10 protein-coding genes and 1 pseudogene are annotated in these 16493 nt (G+C 72.6%); 3 read left to right on the forward strand and 8 right to left on the reverse strand.

Annotated features, from left to right (window positions below):
- Positions 1–25 precede the first annotated feature (25 nt).
- From ACN28A_RS26990 to ACN28A_RS27010, 5 genes are all read right to left on the reverse strand, one after another.
- Entirely contained in the window at positions 26–1408 is a 1383-nt protein-coding gene (locus ACN28A_RS26990; RefSeq protein ID WP_421399506.1) for a DUF4157 domain-containing protein, read from the reverse strand.
- Positions 1409–1672: 264 nt separating this feature from the next.
- Positions 1673–3886, reverse strand: coding sequence for an ATP-binding protein (locus ACN28A_RS26995; RefSeq protein ID WP_421399508.1), 2214 nt, complete (start codon positions 3884–3886; stop codon positions 1673–1675).
- Positions 3883–4599, reverse strand: coding sequence for a DUF4255 domain-containing protein (locus ACN28A_RS27000; protein ID WP_421399509.1), 717 nt, complete (start codon positions 4597–4599; stop codon positions 3883–3885). The genes ACN28A_RS26995 and ACN28A_RS27000 overlap by 4 nt, the downstream gene beginning before the upstream one ends.
- A gap of 19 nt (positions 4600–4618) precedes the next feature.
- The gene (locus ACN28A_RS27005; RefSeq protein ID WP_421399511.1) at positions 4619–7651 is read right to left on the reverse strand and encodes a hypothetical protein; all 3033 of its coding nucleotides are present in this window, start codon (positions 7649–7651) and stop codon (positions 4619–4621) included.
- 162 nt (positions 7652–7813) lie between these two features.
- Positions 7814–8437, reverse strand: a complete 624-nt coding sequence (locus ACN28A_RS27010; RefSeq protein WP_421404660.1) for a LuxR C-terminal-related transcriptional regulator — start codon at positions 8435–8437, stop codon at positions 7814–7816.
- 206 nt (positions 8438–8643) lie between these two features.
- Between ACN28A_RS27010 and ACN28A_RS27015 the strand changes: the two genes are divergently transcribed.
- Entirely contained in the window at positions 8644–9936 is a 1293-nt protein-coding gene (locus tag ACN28A_RS27015; RefSeq protein ID WP_421399513.1) for a hypothetical protein, read from the forward strand.
- 212 nt (positions 9937–10148) lie between these two features.
- Here the strand turns inward: ACN28A_RS27015 and ACN28A_RS27020 are convergent, their stop codons facing one another.
- Positions 10149–11852, reverse strand: a complete 1704-nt coding sequence (locus ACN28A_RS27020; RefSeq protein WP_421399515.1) for a cellulose binding domain-containing protein — start codon at positions 11850–11852, stop codon at positions 10149–10151.
- A gap of 434 nt (positions 11853–12286) precedes the next feature.
- Between ACN28A_RS27020 and ACN28A_RS27025 the strand changes: the two genes are divergently transcribed.
- A complete protein-coding gene (locus ACN28A_RS27025) occupies positions 12287–13624 on the forward strand; it encodes a LacI family DNA-binding transcriptional regulator (RefSeq protein WP_421399517.1) in 1338 nt (445 codons plus the stop codon).
- Positions 13625–13750: 126 nt separating this feature from the next.
- Here ACN28A_RS27025 and ACN28A_RS27030 read toward each other — a convergent pair whose 3' ends face one another.
- Both ACN28A_RS27030 and ACN28A_RS27035 read right to left on the reverse strand, forming a co-directional pair.
- The gene (locus ACN28A_RS27030; RefSeq protein ID WP_421399520.1) at positions 13751–14596 is read right to left on the reverse strand and encodes an SAM-dependent methyltransferase; all 846 of its coding nucleotides are present in this window, start codon (positions 14594–14596) and stop codon (positions 13751–13753) included.
- A gap of 219 nt (positions 14597–14815) precedes the next feature.
- A pseudogene (locus ACN28A_RS27035) lies at positions 14816–15748 on the reverse strand (GlxA family transcriptional regulator); the annotation flags it as partial.
- Between the two features lie 89 nt (positions 15749–15837).
- Here ACN28A_RS27035 and ACN28A_RS27040 point away from each other — a divergent pair.
- Complete coding sequence (locus tag ACN28A_RS27040; protein ID WP_421399522.1) at positions 15838–16491, forward strand: DJ-1/PfpI family protein; 654 nt, start codon at positions 15838–15840, stop codon at positions 16489–16491.
- Positions 16492–16493 lie beyond the last annotated feature (2 nt).

Here is a 16493-nt window from a genome sequence, read left to right on the forward strand (position 1 = left end):
TCGTGGTCCGGCGACCCCCAACTGGTCACCAACGGTGGGTGAGTTCCCCGGAATAGCTCTCCAGCCGACCCGGCAACGGTCCCCAGGCCAGCCGCTTGCCGTACAGGCTGTTGATGGCGATGATGTCCTCGATGGTGGCCTTTGCGATTCCGTTGGTTCCGGTGTCCAGCTCGTAGATCTCGTGCCCTAGTTCTCCGTACAGTTCCTGGGTCACCTTCTCCTTGTTCTTCCTGGTTGCGCCGGTCGCGAGCGCCACGTGCTGCGCCTCCTCTCCGAAGATGACCACATATCCTCTTGGAATCGGGTGCCTCGCGTCGAATTCCAGTACCTTCTTCTTCACCTTCCTCCCTGCCTCGTTCGTCACTTCCGCCTCCTTCTCCCGGGATGCCAGGCCGGCAGGTGAGTCCATGATCCGCCGGGCGAAGGCGGGAGCCTTCGCCATGTCTTCGCGGACGATGGCCGCCTCGACGTAGTCCATGTCGATGAGCGACTCCCGGTACGCGGCGAAGAGCACCGCCTCCCAGCAGTTCATGTTCTTCGGCGTCGTCGGCGGGTTACCTTCGATGAAGTCCCGCAGGAAGGGCTTCTGCCGCTCCCGGCCGGCGCCCCTCATCTGCCTCAGGTTCTTCGACAGGGTGGCGCCGCCCCAGAGGATCGAACGATCCTCCTTGCGTAGTCCGAGCTCGCGTTCGAGCTCGCTCTCGGCTTCGAGTTCGCCCATGCTCGTCGCGTGATCGGACTCCCGCTGTTGGAACTCCGCGGCCCTCGCCTCGAACCTCGTGAGCAGAGCGTCAAGATCCTCGGGAGTCAGTTGGGCGATGCGGTCCTGTTCCGTTGCTCCGGGGACGCCGGACTCCTCGTTCATCCAGCGGAGAAAACGGAGGAGCCACACCGAACCCGTCCACGAATCCAACGAGCCGGCCTGCTGAACCGCCGCATCGAACAGCGTCCGGTCGAACTCGTCCTCCGGCATCCGCTGCACGACCGGGGTGGAGGTCGTACGGTGCGGACCGCCCTGTTCGCCGGTGCGCGCGGCTGCCGAGCCCTGTTCGGGCAACGGGCTCCGCATCACGCGGGTGGCGTTGGCTTCGGCGGCACGTTCGTCGCGGTCGGACGGGTCGGAGATCCTCAGCCCGCTGCCGTGGTCGGTACCCGCCACCGGACCCTCCCGCTGCTGCATGACGTGCGTGAGTTCGTGCGCCAGCAGGTGTGGGTCGGAGCCTTCCTCGCCGATGACCACGTGGTTGCCCGAGGTGTAGGCGCGGGCACCGACCTCCGTCGCCGATGCCCGCGCGGCCCGGTCCGTGTGGATGCGGACGTCCGAGAAGTCCGCGTCGAGCCGGGCTTCCATCTCGGTCCGGATCGGCGCGTCGAGTGGTCGCCCGGGGGAGCGCAGCACCTCGTGCACCGCCGAGCGTTGCACCGACTCGGGGTCGGACCGCTGCCCGTCGTCGTGGTCGTGGGCCTGCCGCTGGCCCGGGGTGTGGCCGGAGCGCTGCCGCCGTATCGCCTCGGCGACCGCGGCGTTGCCGGCCTGGCGTTGCAGCGCGATTATCGCGGCCGTAGCCCCGGTCGGCGCGGCGGTAGCGCCTTCCGGCCGGAGTCGCCGGTCCGTGCTGTTCCGGACGTCGCGGTCCGGCGGATCGTGTGCGCGCATGGCTCTCCTCCGTGGTCAGTGAACTGGCGCAGGCTCCTCGCGCGGTCGGTGGGCGCCGAACTCGCTCTCCAGCAGCAGCCGGCCGAGCTTGCGGTACTCCCGCTGCACCGCGCCGATCAGGTCCGCCATCCGCACCGGCCGGCCGCCCTCCGCCGCCAGGTACGCCGCGGTCACCACGCAGGCCCGGATGCTGCCACCGGACAACTCGAAGTTGCCGGCGCAGAAGTCCAGGTCGAGGTCGTCGTCGCGGGGCAGTTCGGTGCCGAGGCAGCGGTCCCAGAGCGCCCGCCGCTGGGTCGCGTCCGGCATCGTGAAGTCGACGATCAGGTCGAGCCGCCGGGTGAACGCCTCGTCCAGGTTCGCCCGCAGGTTCGTGGTCAGCACCGCGACGCCGTCGAAGGACTCCATCCGTTGCAGCAGGTAGGCGCTCTCCAGGTTGGCGTAGCGGTCGTGCGCGTCGTTGACCTCGGACCGTTTGCCGAAGATCGCGTCCGCCTCGTCGAACAGGAGCAGGCCGTTGATCCCGGCCGCCTCGGTGAAGATCCGCTCCAGGTTCTTCTCCGTCTGGCCGACGTACTTGTCCACCACGGTGGCGAGGTCCACGACGTACAGGTCCAGACCGAGGTCGGCGGCGACCACCTCCGCCGACATGGTCTTGCCGGTGCCGGAGTCGCCGGCGAACAGCGCCAGTACGCCCCGGCCCCGCCCGCCGCCGGGGCGCATCCGCCACCGGCCCAGCACCCGGTCCCGGTATCGCACCCGGAGCGCCAGCTCGCGCAACTGGTCCTGGACCGGACCGGGGAGCACCAGGTCGGCCCAGCCGACGCCGGGTTCGATCCGCCGGGCCAGCCGGGCCAGGCCACCGGCGTTCTGTCCGCGTACCCCGGCGCGCAGGTGACCGGAGTCGACCCGGTCGGCGCCGGCGAAGAGGGCCAACTGGTCGGCGGCCTGCGCGGCCCGCCGCACCTGCTCCGGGCCGAGCAGGTACGGCGCCAGCTCGCGTGCCGGGTCCACGCCGTCGATCCAACCGGCGGGCCGGTCCGCGTTCAGAGCCGCACCGGCCGCCCGCCACAGCCGGGCCCGGCCCCGCTCGTCGAGCGGCGGGGCGGCGACCAGCAGCGGCGCCCGTCGCGTCCAGTGCGGATCCCACTCGGCCGATCCGGTGAGCAACACCGGCACCGGCTGGTCGGCGACCCGGCGCAGCAGCCGGGCGTGCTCCGGCCGCCCGACCGGATCCAGGGCCTGCACCGGGCCGGCCACCAGGCCGGCACCACGCAGTCGGGCCTCCCGTACCGTCGCGGCCAGTGCCTCGGCGGGGGCGGGATCGGCAGCCAGCGCCTCCAGGTCGAGCCGGAACACCGAACGGCCGGCCCGGACCAGCGCCGCGACTGCCAGGTCGTCGGCGGCGCAGCCGGGACGATCCCGCAGGTAACCGAGGTCCACTCCGCAGCGCAGCGCCGCGCCGAGCCGCTCGGCGGCCCTGGCGCGCTCCGACCCGTCCGAGTGCTCCGACCTGTCGGACCTGTCGGACCCGCTGGACCTGTTGGACCTGTTGGACCCGTTGGACCCGTTCGAGTCGTTCGGGTCCAGCGGGTCGGCGGCGTGGTCCTCGGCCGGCCAGGACACTCCGGCCAGCCGGGCGTCCGGAGTGTCGTCGCCGAGTAGGTGCGCGGCCACCCGGTCGGGCACCCGCAGCGCACGCGACAGGTACGGCTGGTCCGGCTGCTCGACCAGCAACAGCCCGTCGGCGACCAGCGGCGCGGAGCCGGTGAACCGGGCCCGGCCGGCGGCGTCACCCGGCGGTCTGCCGCACAGCTCCAGGGCCAGCCCCACGGTCGCCCGGCGCCGGCTGACGTCGTCGTTGAGATAGCCGTAGAGCCGCTCGTACCGGGGTTCGACGTCGGGGAGCATCGCGACGAGCAGCACCTCCACGTCCAGTCCGGTGAGCCCGAAGGCGTGCGCCAACCGCCGCAGCCGCGGCTCGGTCCCGGCTTCGGTGGCCCGCTCCTCCGCCGCCGTGCGCGCCCGCTCCTCGGTCGGATCCACCGGTTCCGGTCCGGATGACCGGGCGAGCAGACGGTCGACGTCGGCCGCCGCCAGGTACAGGCCCCGGAACGGGTCGTCCGGCCGGGGATCGTTCCGGCTGCGTTGGGCGACCAGTCGGTCCACCCGGGCCGCGACCAGTCCGAGCCGGTCCCACAGGTACGCCATGCCGTCCGGGTGGCTCACCTCCGATCGTCCTGTCCGGCGCCCGGAACGGCCCCGACCCGCTCGGCCCCGACCCGCTCGGCCCCGTCCCGAGCGTCGGCCCCGTCCCGAGCGTCGTCCCGGCGGCGGGACGCGGCGGTACGGGAGCGCAGGCTCGCCAACCGCCCGGCGGTGTCGGTGACCACGACCGCCCGTTCCCGCACCGGCGGCGCGGCCACGATCCGGCGGGTCGACACCGGTGCGACGATCACCAGGTCCAGCGACGGTTTGAGTTCTCCACCCAGCGCGCTCCACACGTCGGCCAGTGCCCGTCCCTCGCCGGGTGGTGCGGCAACCGACATCGGCACCGCCAGGCGCAGTGCCGCGAGTGAGCCGGTCAACCGGGCGGACGGCAGTTCGTCGTACCGGACCAGACCGGCCAGCAGCGTGGCGAGCAGCCGGTGCTCGTCGGTTGGCCGGTTGGTCCACGCGGTGAGCAGGTAGGACAGCGCGTAGAAGTGCGGCGAGTCGTGCCAGGCCACCGTCCGGCCCGCAGCGTCCCGCTCGGCGACCCGGCCCTGGAAGTGCCGCGACCGGTCCTCCCGGATGTCGTAGAGAAACAGGTTCACCGTCGGCGCGTTGCGTCGGGCCGCCCACTGCCGGGTGGGCGGGTCGAACGACACGTCCGCCCCGGTACCCGCCAGCATCTCCTCCAGGACCAGACCGCGCAGTCCCTCGTCGATCTCGTGTATCACGCCTCCACCCCCATCGTCGTCACCACCGCCGGTGCAGCAGGCCAGGTGGTTGCTGAGCCGGCAGGACCACCAGGAACGGGGTACGCACCGCCCGGAACCCGGTCCCGCTGGCCACCGCCTGCCGGCCACCCAGCCGGTCCCTCGGCAACACCGGCAACTGGGCGGTGAAGCTGCCGTCGGCCGCCGGCCGCACCGGCGGGGCGACGGCGGTTATTCCGAGGTCCCAGGCGAGCCGCAGCGGCCGACCGGGCGGGAAGTCCACGCCCCGGATCGAGGCGACGAACCCGGGCGGCCCGATCGGCGGCACCGCCACGATCCGTGGGGCGAGCACCCGCAGCGGCCCACGCGCGCTGTCGTTGCCCGGGTCGGCGTTGCCCCCGGTGGTGGTGACGGTGCCCCGGACGGTCGCCCGCAGCGCCGCGCCCGGAGTGAGCGTTCCCGCGACGGTGGCGGCAGCGCCCGGGGCGAGGTCCGGCACCGGGCAGCCGTCGGCCGGGCAGCCGGCGAGGGCTCCACCGACCGGTACGCCGTCGGGCAGGCCCGGCCGGACCCGCAGACCGGTGGCGGCCGTCCCACCGGCGTTGCGCACCGTGTACCTGACGGTGACGGTGCCGCCGACGTACCCGGGTTGCGGGTCCAGGGAGACGGTCAACGCCGGATCGGCCGGGCTGCCCGGCGGTGCGGGAACGACCCGTACCGTGGTCGCCGCACGGTTGTCCGAGGGGTCGGTGTCGATCGGGTCGGCCTCGACCGACCAGGCCAGCTCGAAGTCGCCCGGGGCGGTGCCCACCAGTTCGACCCCGAGCTCGACGGTGCGTCCGACGCCGAGTCGGCCCAGCGCACAGCGCAGGGTGGCGAGTACGCACTCGCCGACCGGGGTGTCGAGGCCGGTCACGGAGAGCCCGGGTGGAACGTCGAGGCTGCCCCGGACGCCGTCGGCGGCGGTCGGTCCCTGGTCGGTGACGGCGAGCCGCAGCGTGGTCCGGCCGCCGACGGTGGTGCCGGGTGCGGGGGCCGACACGGCGGTGGCGACGTCGAAGCGGCGTTGCCAGCTCGGTTCCTTCTGCCGTCCGGGCAGGTGTCCGGTCAACGGCCGGACGCTGCCGTCGTCGAGGTCGTAGCTCCACAGCGCCTCGGGCGAGTTGTTGTCCTCGGCCCGGCGTGCCGAGAAGACGAGCCGCTCGCCGTCCGGCGACCAGGCGACGTCCCGTGGTTGGTGCGGACCGTCCTCGCGGTCCGGCACCGGCAGGGCGCAGGATCCGCCGCCGGGCAGCAGCAGCCGGCACCGGTTGCCGTCCGGGTCGACCAGGACCAGGCCGTCGGCCTCCCGGTTGAAGACCAGCCGGCTACCGTCCGGCGAGAAGGCGGCGCTGTCGTCGACGACCGGGCAGCCGGTACCGCAGACCGCCGCGGTCAGGTCCGTCTGGTCGAGCCCGTCCGTGGCGTCGGCGGTCCAGATGTGTGTCGACACGTCGCCCCGGTAGGTGCCCCGGGTGAAGGCGAGCCGGGTGCCGTCGGGCGACCAGGCCGGTTGGGTGTCGTCGAGTCCGGCCAGGGCGTCCGGAACCGGCAGGTCCAGCAGACGCTGCCCGGTGTCGGCGTCGACCACCTCGATCCGGGACGGTGTACGCGGCGCATCCGGCCCGTCGCCGGGCGAGTTGCGGACCAGGGCGAGCCGGGAGCCGTCCGGTGACCAGGCCGGGTCCGTCTCCCGGTCACCGCGCCCCCGCCCGACGATCGGCAGCAGCCGTGGCCGGCCGCCGTCGGCGTCCACGATCCAGATCCGTTCGGTCCGGACGTCGTCGACCGTCTCGAACCGGCTGACCGCGATCCGCTGCCCGTCGGGCGAGTACGCCTGCCGTTCGAACCACGGATCGCCGTCGTTCGGCTCCCAGAGCAGTCGGGAGTCGGCAACCGCCCCGGGATCCTCGCGCAGCACAGGAATCCGCAGGTCGCGGGGGTCCACCCCGTCCGGACGGATGTCCTGCAGGGTGGCGGTGGTCCGGTCCGGGGCACTGGTCCGGGCGACCAGCAGCGATTCGGTGTCGGCGCCCGGGGCGGCGTACCAGGTGGGGTGGCTGACGTCGCGGTCCTCGGCCAGCCGTGGCACCACCACGCACTGGCACGGATCGTCCTGGACCAGGACCGAGTAGACCCGGTCGACGTTCCCGGTCGTCTCGCCGTCCGGCAGGCTACGGCTGACGAACGCCACGGTCGCCCCGTCGGCCGTCCACGCCGGCTGCCGGGCCTGCCAGCCGGGCAGCAGCATCGGGACCCGACCGGTGCCGTCCGGGGCGGATAGCCAGACTTCGGGATGCGAGGTCGCCGGCCCGAGCGTGTACGCGATGCGCCGGTGCGTCGGGTTCGGGTCCCAGGCCGGCTCGGCGGCCCCGGTGGGTTCGGCGGTGACCCGGCTGACCGACCCGCCACCGGCCGGCACCCGGTAGACCTGGGGGAGGGTGTCGGTGCCGCGCCGTCCGGCGAAGGCCAGCGTGCTGCCGTCCGGCGACCAGGTGGGCCAGGTGTTGTCGCCGGTCCCGTCGGTCACCCGGCGGGGACTGCCGCCGTCGACGTCGATCACGTAGATGTCCTGTCCGCCGTCGTCCCGGCCGGCGGCCGAGCTGTACGCGATCCGGGTGCCGTCGGGGGAGAGGACCGGCCGGCACTCGTCGGTCGAGTTCCGGGTGACCCGGAGCACCGGCCCGGCGCCCCGGCGCAGGTAGACCTCGGCGCTGCGCTCGTCGCGTCGACTCACCCAGGTCACCGTCGAGCCGCGTGCCGAGAGTTCGTCGTCGAAGTGGTCGGGTCCGGACCCGAAGAGTGGGGCCGCGGTCGCCTCCGTCCCCTCGCCCCGGACGATTCCGAGGCTGCGGTGCCCGGTGCCGGCGTACGCGATCCGCTGACTCACCTCGGGGTTCGGCGCCGGGCCGGGCGCCGCCGTCGGCACGGGCGCGGGTGCGGCCCGGCCCGGGCCGACGAATCCGGCGGCGGGCGGCAGCGTACCGGCGAGCAGCACGGCCAGTACAACGGGAAATCCGATCGAACGTCGCAAGTGGACCTCATCGGGCGTGCGGCGGGATGGAGGTGGGCGGCGGGCGGGCCGGCCACCATCGTCCGACGGTTGCCGGCCGGCCGGTGCGGACCGGAAGGCACCGTCGGGGGCAACGGTGCCGGCCCGTTCAGGCAACCGCGGGTGGCCGGGTCGCCCCGGTCGTCAGATCAGACCGTTGCGCAGGGCGTAGGCGACGGCGTGCGCCCGGTTGCGTAGTTGAAGCCGAGCGGTGATGCCGTGCAGTACGTTCTTCACGGTCCGCTCGGAATAGGAGAGCTTGCCGGCGATCTCCCGGGTGTCGAACCCGTCCGCGACCAGACGCAGCACGTCCACCTCGCGGGTGCTCAACCCGAGCAGGGTGAGGCCGCGCGGTTCGAGTATCTGCCGCTGGAGCCGGCCCACCTGGGCCATCAGCCGACCGAGCAGGTCGGCGGGAAGCGCGCCCTCGCCCCGGGCGACGGCCAGGACGATGTGGCTGAGCCGTTCCGCGCTCGCCTCGGCGCGGCGGACCACTCCCACCACGCCGTGTTCCACCGCGAGCGACAACCCGGCATCGTCGATCCTGGCCGGCACCAGCACCAGTCTGGCCTGGCCGGCCCGGTGCAGTCGGCGCAGCAGCCGGGCGGCCGGCTCGTCGAGGGCGTCGACGACCACCAGCGCGACGCTCTCGGCTGTCTCCTGGCCCGGCTCGACCACCCACAGGTCCGGCCGGGAACGGAGCTGACTCTCCACCCCGAGCCGCGAGATCGGGTCCTCCGCGTGGACGCTTACCGTGACACGGTGCACTCCAGCCTCCCAGCACAGCTCGACGCCCCGCTCCGGGGCGTCCGGTCCGGACGGTGCCGCCGCGCCGATGCGTACGGCGGTCAGGGCAGAGGTTGCCGGACAGGACTTCGCGGGCACCTAACGCGGACCTAACGGGCAGCGGCTCTGCCCGCGCCGGTACCCCGGCGGCCAGTCCCGGCAGGCCCCGCCGCGGCTACGGTCGGCACATGAGCATCTCGTTGGGCCTGGTCGAGACCCCGGCGGTGGTCGTGCCGGGCGAGAGCGTCGACATCCCGGTGACGGTCCGGAACTCGGGTGACGTCGTCGAGGGGTACGACCTGGACGTGGTCGGCATGCCGGGCACCTGGGCGACGTTCGACCCACCGAGGGTCTCCCTCTATCCCGGCGCGAGTCAGACCGTCACGCTCACCGTCCGGCCGCCCCGGTCCTCCGACGTCCGCGCGGGAGAGCTGCCGTACGGCGTCCGGGTGGTGCCGTCCGAGGCGCCGCAGACCGCCACGGTCGAGGAAGCCGTGCTGACCATCGCGCCGTTCTCCGAGGTGACCGGGGAACTACGGCCGCAGGTGCGCCGGGCGCGGCTCGGCGCCCGCTACCGCCTCGTCGGAGTCAACGGCGGCAACGTCGAGGAGACGCTTACCGTCACCGCGGTCGACGGTGCCGAACAGCTCCGCTTCGCGCCCCGGCCGAGGCCGACGACCCTGGCGGCGGGCGAGCGGTACGCGGCCGTGCTCGGCGTACGGGCCCGGCGGCTGCTCTGGCGCGGCACGCCGAGGCATCTGCCGTTCCGCGCCGTGCTGGGCGATGCGACGGGCCGGGCCGTCACCCTGGACGGCACCCTTGTGCAGCAGCCTGTGCTCTCCGCCTGGCTGCTCAAGCTGCTGGCCCTGTTGCTGGCCCTGCTGCTGCTTCTGCTCGCTCTCTGGTTCGGGCTGCTGCGTCCGGCGGTGACGTCCGCGGCCCGGGAGGCTTTGGACGAGGGCGTGGCGCAGGTCGCGACCGAGGCGGAGGAGGCGGCGAGCGAGGCCGCCGGCGAGGCGGCGCGGGACGCCATCGAACAGGAGCGGGCCGCGGCCCCCGCCGCGCCGACGCCGACTCCGGGGGCCGCCGGCAGCAGCGACGGTGCCAGCCGGGGTGGACAGTTCGCCACCGCGCTGGTGCTGCGGACCAACCCCGGGGGTTCGGCTTCGCGCAGCTACACCGTGCCCCGCGGCCGGGTGCTCCTGATCACCGACTTCCTGGTCGACAACCCGCAGGGAGACACCGGGACCCTGACCGTCACCGCCGACGACGTCCGGGTGGTGACCTACGGGCTGGAGAACTTCCGTAACCAGGACTACCACTCGGTCACCCCGATCAGGGTGCCGGCCGGGGCCCGGGTGACCCTCACCGTCGTCTGCCGGCAACCGGGCACCCCGGTCGGCGCTCCGGCGCCGACGACCTGCCAGGAAGGGCTCTACCTGAACGGCACCCTCGCCCGGTCCACCGGGACGGGCGCCTGACGAGGCGTACCGGCCGACGGCCGCGGCCCGGCCGGTACCTCGTCGCGAGGTACGACACCAGCCGGCCCTTCCCGACCTGCTCGCGCCAGCCGTTCTGAGGTGGCCGGGCCCGGACGACGCGGCCCCTCCGTCGCCGGAGGGGCCGCACGGAGGGGCCGCACCTGATCCAGCCGCTCCGCCGGGACGCTCTGCCGGGATCGTTGGCCCGTCGGTCAGGCGACTGTGCAGGGGATGCCGTTGAGGGTGAAGGCGGTTGGTTCGGCGGTGTTGCCGGTGTGGGTGGCCTGGAAGCCGAACTCGACGGTCGCACCCGGGGCGAGGGTGCCGTTGTAGCTGACGTTGCGGACACTCACCTGGCCGCTTGCGGGGGAGTAGGTGGCGTTCCAGGCCGAGGTGATGGACTGGCCTGAGGGCAGGGTGAAGGCAAGCGTCCAGCCGTCGATCGTCGAGGTGCCGGTGTTGGTGATGCCGATGCTGGCCGTGAAGCCGGAGTTCCAGGTGTTCATCGCGTAGGTGACCCGGGGCCCCGTGCCGCCACCGGGTGGGGTCGTGGGAACGACCGTGGGCGGAGCTGTGGGCGTGGCCGACGGGGTGGGCTGCGTGCTGCCACTCACGTTTGTCACGAAGGTCATCACGCTGCGGGCCGGAAGCGTGACGGTGAGGGAGCCGTTCGACATCGTGAGCGCGCTCTGCGGCGCGACCGTCCTGCTCCCGTCGGTCAGCCAGTTCGAGACGCTGCCGGACGCGGTGGTGTTCGACAGGGTGAACTGCTGGCTCACCGACGAGGTGTTCTTGTTGACGGCGACGATGACGACGGTGTCGCCGCCCCGGTACGCCGAGACGTAGACGTTCGACGCCGGGTTCGCCGTCGCGTCGATCCGGACATATCCGGGACGGACGAACCTGGAGTAGTGCACCATCATGGCGCCCCGCTTGCTGATCTGACCGTCCTCCCGCATGGGGCCGTAACTGCGGCGGAGGTACCACCAGACGTACGCCTGGAATTCGGCGTCCACCATCGCGCGGTGGACGTGCTCGCCGACGTCGAGCGCCTCGGGCCAGGCGTCGCCCGAGTTGGTGTTGCTGTTGGGGTAGTAGACCTCGGTCATCCAGAGTTCTTTGCCCGCCCCCTTCTGCCTGAAGAGGGGGTAGGGGAAGTTCGCGTACGACGTCCCGTAGAGGTGCGCCCCGATGATGTCCACGTTGGCCAGCGCCGTGGGGTCGTTCAGGATCGGGTCGGACATGGATTTCACGTACTGGAAGGACTCGGGTGCCATGACCCTGGTGTTGATCGAGCCGGCGTTCTCCCGCAGGAACCGGACCATCTCGGCGGAGGTCCACCACGTCCAGTCGTGCGCGTAGTCGGGCTCGTTCTGCACCGAGATGCTGTACAGGTTCACCCCGTTGTTACGCATGTACGTGCTGAAGTCATTCAGGTACTGGGCATAGGCGCCGTACGAGCTGTATCTGAGCCGCTTCGCATTGGTCTGGCTGCCGCGGGTGAAGGTCTCGATCATGCTGGCCGGGGGATTCCACGGCGACGCGAAGACCGTGGCCCCGAGTTCGACCGCCCGCTTCGCTGTCGCGAGATCGCGGCTCCAGTCCGCCTGGGTCTCGCCGACGGGGATCCTCAGGATGGAGAACCCCAGCCGGCCCTCGCCGGTGCCGAACGCCGTGTCCCGCTGGGCGGCGGTAAGGTCGCCGATCCAGGCGGCGTGGGTCATGGCGCCGAAGCCCCTGATCGTCTGCCGTGGCGCCGACGGATTGATGTTCGCCGTCGCGGCCGTGGCTTCCGTGGCCCGCATGACCGACGCGGCGACCGTGAGGACCGGTACGGCTCCCATCGTCGTCAGGATGGTTCTGCGGCTCAGCAGTCTTCGCTCGCCGACCACCGGCGCATTCTGATCTTGGTTCATGTTTCGTCCTTCTGGGCTGTCGGCTGGTCCGCGCCTGCTCGATCCTGTCGGTCCGGTCGGCACCGGTCCGGTGTCACCACGGGGACTGATCCTGATCCCGGTCCCCACGCCAACCGTCCATCGATGACCATCCCTCGATTGCACACTCTGACAGAACCGGTCTATCTTCGCAATGACTGTTTCGGTGGTGAGCGTCGTCGTCACCGGTACTGCGACGAGGAGGGATCTGCCGGTACTCGTGGAGCCGTCGCAGATCCTCATGGCTCCATGCATCGGGCCCGAAATGGCTCCACGGACCTCGTTACGAACTCGTTAACGCGCGGCGCCACTCCGTTGAGGCGATACGAGCGTGCGATGTGGAGCCATCTGGCACCGTGCGAGGTGACGTGGAGCTATGTGGAGCTATCTGTGGAGCCGTGCGCTACGGTTCCAGCATGGCGGCCGGAAGCGCGAAGCGGCGGGCACGGGGCGAGATAGAGACCCTGCCGAGTGGATCGCTGCGGGTGCGGGTCTACGCGGGCATCGATCCCGCGTCGAAGAAGCGGCAGTACCTCGTGCAGACCGTGCCCGCCGGAGCCGACGCCGCGGACGAGGCGGACCGGGTGCGCGCCCGCCTGCTGCGGGAGGTCGCCGAACGCCGCAGTTCACGGCAACGGCCCCCGCAGACCCAGGACGGCGGCGCGCCGGACCATCCGGTGACGCCGAGCAACCCGGCGGTCCAGACCGCGTCACGGGCGACCGCGGACGGCGGGAAGCCGCCGAGGCGACGTGGTGCGCTGACGGTGGCCGCGATCGCGCGACTGGCCGGCGTCTCGCCGCCGACGGTGTCGAAGGTGCTCAACGGCCGTCCGGGGGTGGCCCCGAAGACCCGCCGCCGGGTGGAGGAGCTGCTGCTCGGACAGAACTACCGGCGTCCCGAGAAGGTCACCCGGGCCGCCTGCGTCGAGGTGGTCTTCTACGGTGCGCTGGGCCAGGTCGCGATGGAGCTGCTGCGCGGCGTGAAACAGGTCGTGGTCGAGCGTGACTTCGCGGTCGGCTTCACCGACGTGGTACGGGAGGCCGCGACCGGCCGCAACTGGGAACGGGACCTGCTGTCGCGGCGGCCGGCAGGCGTGATCACCGTGCAGATGGGGGTCGTGCCGGAACAGCACGGGCTGTTGGCCGCCTGCGCCATCCCTGTCGTGGTGGTGGACCCCACGGTGGAGCCACTGCATCCGGTGCCCTCGGTGGCGGCGGCCAACCGCCGTGGCGCCTACGCCGCCGCCCAGCACCTGCTCGCACTGGGTCATCGACGGATCGCCGTGATCAGCGGACCGCTCGACCGGCTCTGCGCGCGGGAACGCCTGGACGGCGTGCGAGCAGCCCTCGCGGCCGGCGGCGCGCCGCTGGACGAGCGACTGCTACGGCCCGGACTGTGGTTCTCGTTCGACGACGGCCACCGGCAGGCCGCCGAGCTGCTACGCCTCGGCGAGCCACCGACGGCCGTCCTCTGCGGTAACGACCTGCAGGCCTTCGGCGCCTACGAGGCGGCCCGGCAGGCCGGGCTACGCATCCCGGACGACCTGAGCGTGGTGGGCTTCGACGACATCTCGTACGCCGGCTGGTGCGGACCGCCGCTGACCACCGTGCGGCAACCGATCACCGAGATGGGCGCCACCGCCGCCCGGCTCGTCCTGGCCCTGACGGCCGGGGAGACGATCAGCCAGACGCATGTCGAGCTGGCCACGACCCTGGTCGTGCGCGGCAGCACGGCCGCACCGGCGCGGCATTGACCGGGCAGCCGCGCCGGACCTGTGCCGGGTCACCGGCCCGGACCACTGATGTCGGGGCTGGCAGCCGACCGCGCCAAAGACGCTGGGCGTCGGGGCTTCCAGCCGGCTGGGCCGGAGGCGTTGACGTCAGGGCTTGTGGCCGACCGCGCCGTAGGCGGTGACGTCGCGGGCGGCGGGCCGGGGCTGCGGCTCCGACTCGGCCCGCCACTCGGCGAGCGGGACGATTCCCGGTGACACCAGCTCAAGGTCGGTGTAGAACCGGCCGATCTCCTCGGCGGTGCGGGCCCGGCCCTGTCCGTTGGCCGGGTTCTCCCGCCAGGCAGCCTCGATCTTGGCCACCAGCTCCGGCGGCAGGAAGTCGTTCGTGAAGTGGGTCATCACCAGCGCGCTGCCCGACGGCAGCGGCGCGAGCAACTCCTCGACCAGGCCGTACGGGTCGTCCTCGTCGACGATGAAGTGCATGATCGCCACCAGCAGCACCGCCACCGGCTGCGCCAGGTCGAGCGTAGCGAGCAGGTCCGGGTGGCCGAGTATCTCCCGCGGGCGCCGCAGGTCGGCGTCCAGATAGGCGGTACGCCCCTGCGCGGTGCTGGTCAGCAGCGCCCGCGCGTGCGTCAACACGATGGGGTCGTTGTCCACGTAGACGATCCGTGACTCGGGCGCGATCGACTGCGCGACCTCGTGGGTGTTGTCCACCGAGGGGATACCGGTGCCGATATCGAGGAACTGCCGGATCCCGGCCTCCCGGGCCAGGTGGCCCACCGCCCGGCGGAGGAACCGGCGGTTCTCTTGCACGGCCATCCGGGCGGTCGGGTAGACCTTCAGCATCGCCTCGGCGGACTCGCGGTCGGCGGCGAAGTTGTCCTTGCCGCCGAGCAGGTAGTCGTACCGACGGGCCGGATGTGGCACCGTCGTGTCGATGCGAGCTGCGACACCCTCCACCGACGGCGACCGGGAACCAGGATCGGGCACCGAGACCTCCAGACCTACGTCGAAGCCGGGTCCATCGTAGGCGCCTCGGTCGGTGGCGACCGGCGCCGGGGCGGCAGCTCGGCGCGGCCGCGTCGGTTACCGGCGACCGGATGCCGGTAACCGCTCTCAGTGACCTGCGCGGACTCCGTCCGCTGCTTCGCGCGACGGGCCGCAGGGAGGGCCGGGAGGGCCGGGAGGGCCGGGAGGCTGTGGGCCGGCCCGGAAGGTGGTCCGGTACGCGTTGGGTGTCACGCCGCTGTGCCGCTTGAACTGGGCGCGGAAGTTGGCCGGCGAGGCGAAGCCGACGAGGTTGGCGATCCGGTCGACGCCGTGGTCGGTGGTCTCCAGCAGTTCCTGGGCCCGCCGGATGCGCACGCCGGTGACCCACTGCATCGGGGTGCGACCGGTCTCCTCGTGGAAGCGGCGGTTGAGCGTACGCGGGCTGAGTCCGGCCTGCGCCGCCAGGTCGGCCAGGCTCACCTCGTCGAGGGCGTGGGCGTCCAGCCACTGTAGGACGGCGTCCAGGCCGGTCCTGGCGGTGTCCGCGCGGGGGCGCACGATGAACTGCGCCTGACCGCCGTCGCGGTGCAGTGGAGCGACGGCCTGCCGCGACGCGTCGGCGGCGACCGCGGCGCCGTAGTCGCGACGCACGAGGTGCAGGCACATGTCCACCCCTGCGGTCGCTCCGGCCGAGGTGACGATCTGCCCGGTGTCGACGTACAACACCTCGGGATCCACCTGCACGGCCGGAAAGGCGGCGCGCAGGTGCGGTGCGGCGGCCCAGTGCGTGGTGGCCCGCCGGTGGTCGAGCAGCCCGGCCGCGGCCAGCGTGAAGGCGCCCACACAGATCGAGGCGATGCGGGTGCCGGCGGCCGCGGCGGCCCGCAGCGCGTCGAGTGCCGGGGCGGGCAGCTGCGCGGCCGGGTCGTACCGGCCGGGCACGATCACGGTGTCGGCGTCGGCGAGCGCGTCCAGGCCGTGGTCGACGGCGAGCCGCAGGGGGCCGGCGTCGACCGTCGGCTCGCTACCGCAGACCAGTACCCGGTAGCCGGGCCGGCCGTCCGGCAGCCGCACCCGGCCCAGCACCTCGATCGGGGTGGCGAGATCGAACGCGATCGTGTCCGGCAGGGCCAGCACGAACACCGTGTGCATCCGAACAACCTCCGGCTTGGCAAATATCAGTCGGACAATGGCAATCTTGCCACTGGGCATGCCGGTCCGGCCAGCCGAGGATCAACGGCATGTTGGTACAGATCGTGTTGTTCGACGGTTTCGACCCGCTTGATGTGATCGCGCCGTTCGAGGTCCTCGCGGCCGGCGGCGACGCGGCCGGTGGCGCCCTGGCGGTGGAGCTGGTCGCCGCCGAGGGCCCGCGGGAGGTGGTCAGCGGCATCCGCGGCCTGACGCTGCGGGCGACAGCGAAGCTGGACCCCGACCGGCCGGGCTACGTCGTGGTGCCTGGCGCCGTCGGGCCCACCGTCGGCGACCCGGACCAGGTGGCGACGATCCCCGTGCTGCTCGCCCGGTTCGCGGACTCGGCGGCGGTGCCGCTGCTGCGTGCCGCGCTGCGCAACCCCGAGGTGACGGTCGCGGCCGTCTGCGGCGGATCGCTCGCCCTGGCGATGGCGGGCCTGATCGAGGGCCGCCACGCGGTGACCCACGTCCTGGGGATGGACGTGCTCGACGCGACGGGAGTGCACGCCGTGCCGGCCCGCGTCGTCGACGACGGCGACCTGGTCAGCGCCGGCGGCGTCACCTCCGGCCTGGACCTCGGCCTCCACCTCCTGGAGCGCGAGTTCGGCCCGCGCGTCGCGCACGCGGTCGAAACCCTGTTCGAGTACGAGCGACGCGGCGTGGTGTGGCGCGACACCGGCCGTACGCCCGTCACGGTCTGAGG

It is taken from the genome of Plantactinospora sp. WMMB782 (genome assembly GCF_049179135.1).
GTDB lineage: Bacteria > Actinomycetota > Actinomycetes > Mycobacteriales > Micromonosporaceae > Plantactinospora.

What these genes read in the sequence shown, in the direction of transcription:
- ACN28A_RS27015 (WP_421399513.1), top strand. Translation starts at nt 8,644, where the DNA reads ATGAGCATCTCGTTGGGCCTGGTCGAGACCCCGGCGGTGGTCGTGCCG.
- ACN28A_RS27020 (WP_421399515.1), bottom strand. Translation starts at nt 11,852, where the DNA reads ATGAACCAAGATCAGAATGCGCCGGTGGTCGGCGAGCGAAGACTGCTG.
- ACN28A_RS27025 (WP_421399517.1), top strand. Translation starts at nt 12,287, where the DNA reads ATGGCGGCCGGAAGCGCGAAGCGGCGGGCACGGGGCGAGATAGAGACC.
- ACN28A_RS27040 (WP_421399522.1), top strand. Translation starts at nt 15,838, where the DNA reads ATGTTGGTACAGATCGTGTTGTTCGACGGTTTCGACCCGCTTGATGTG.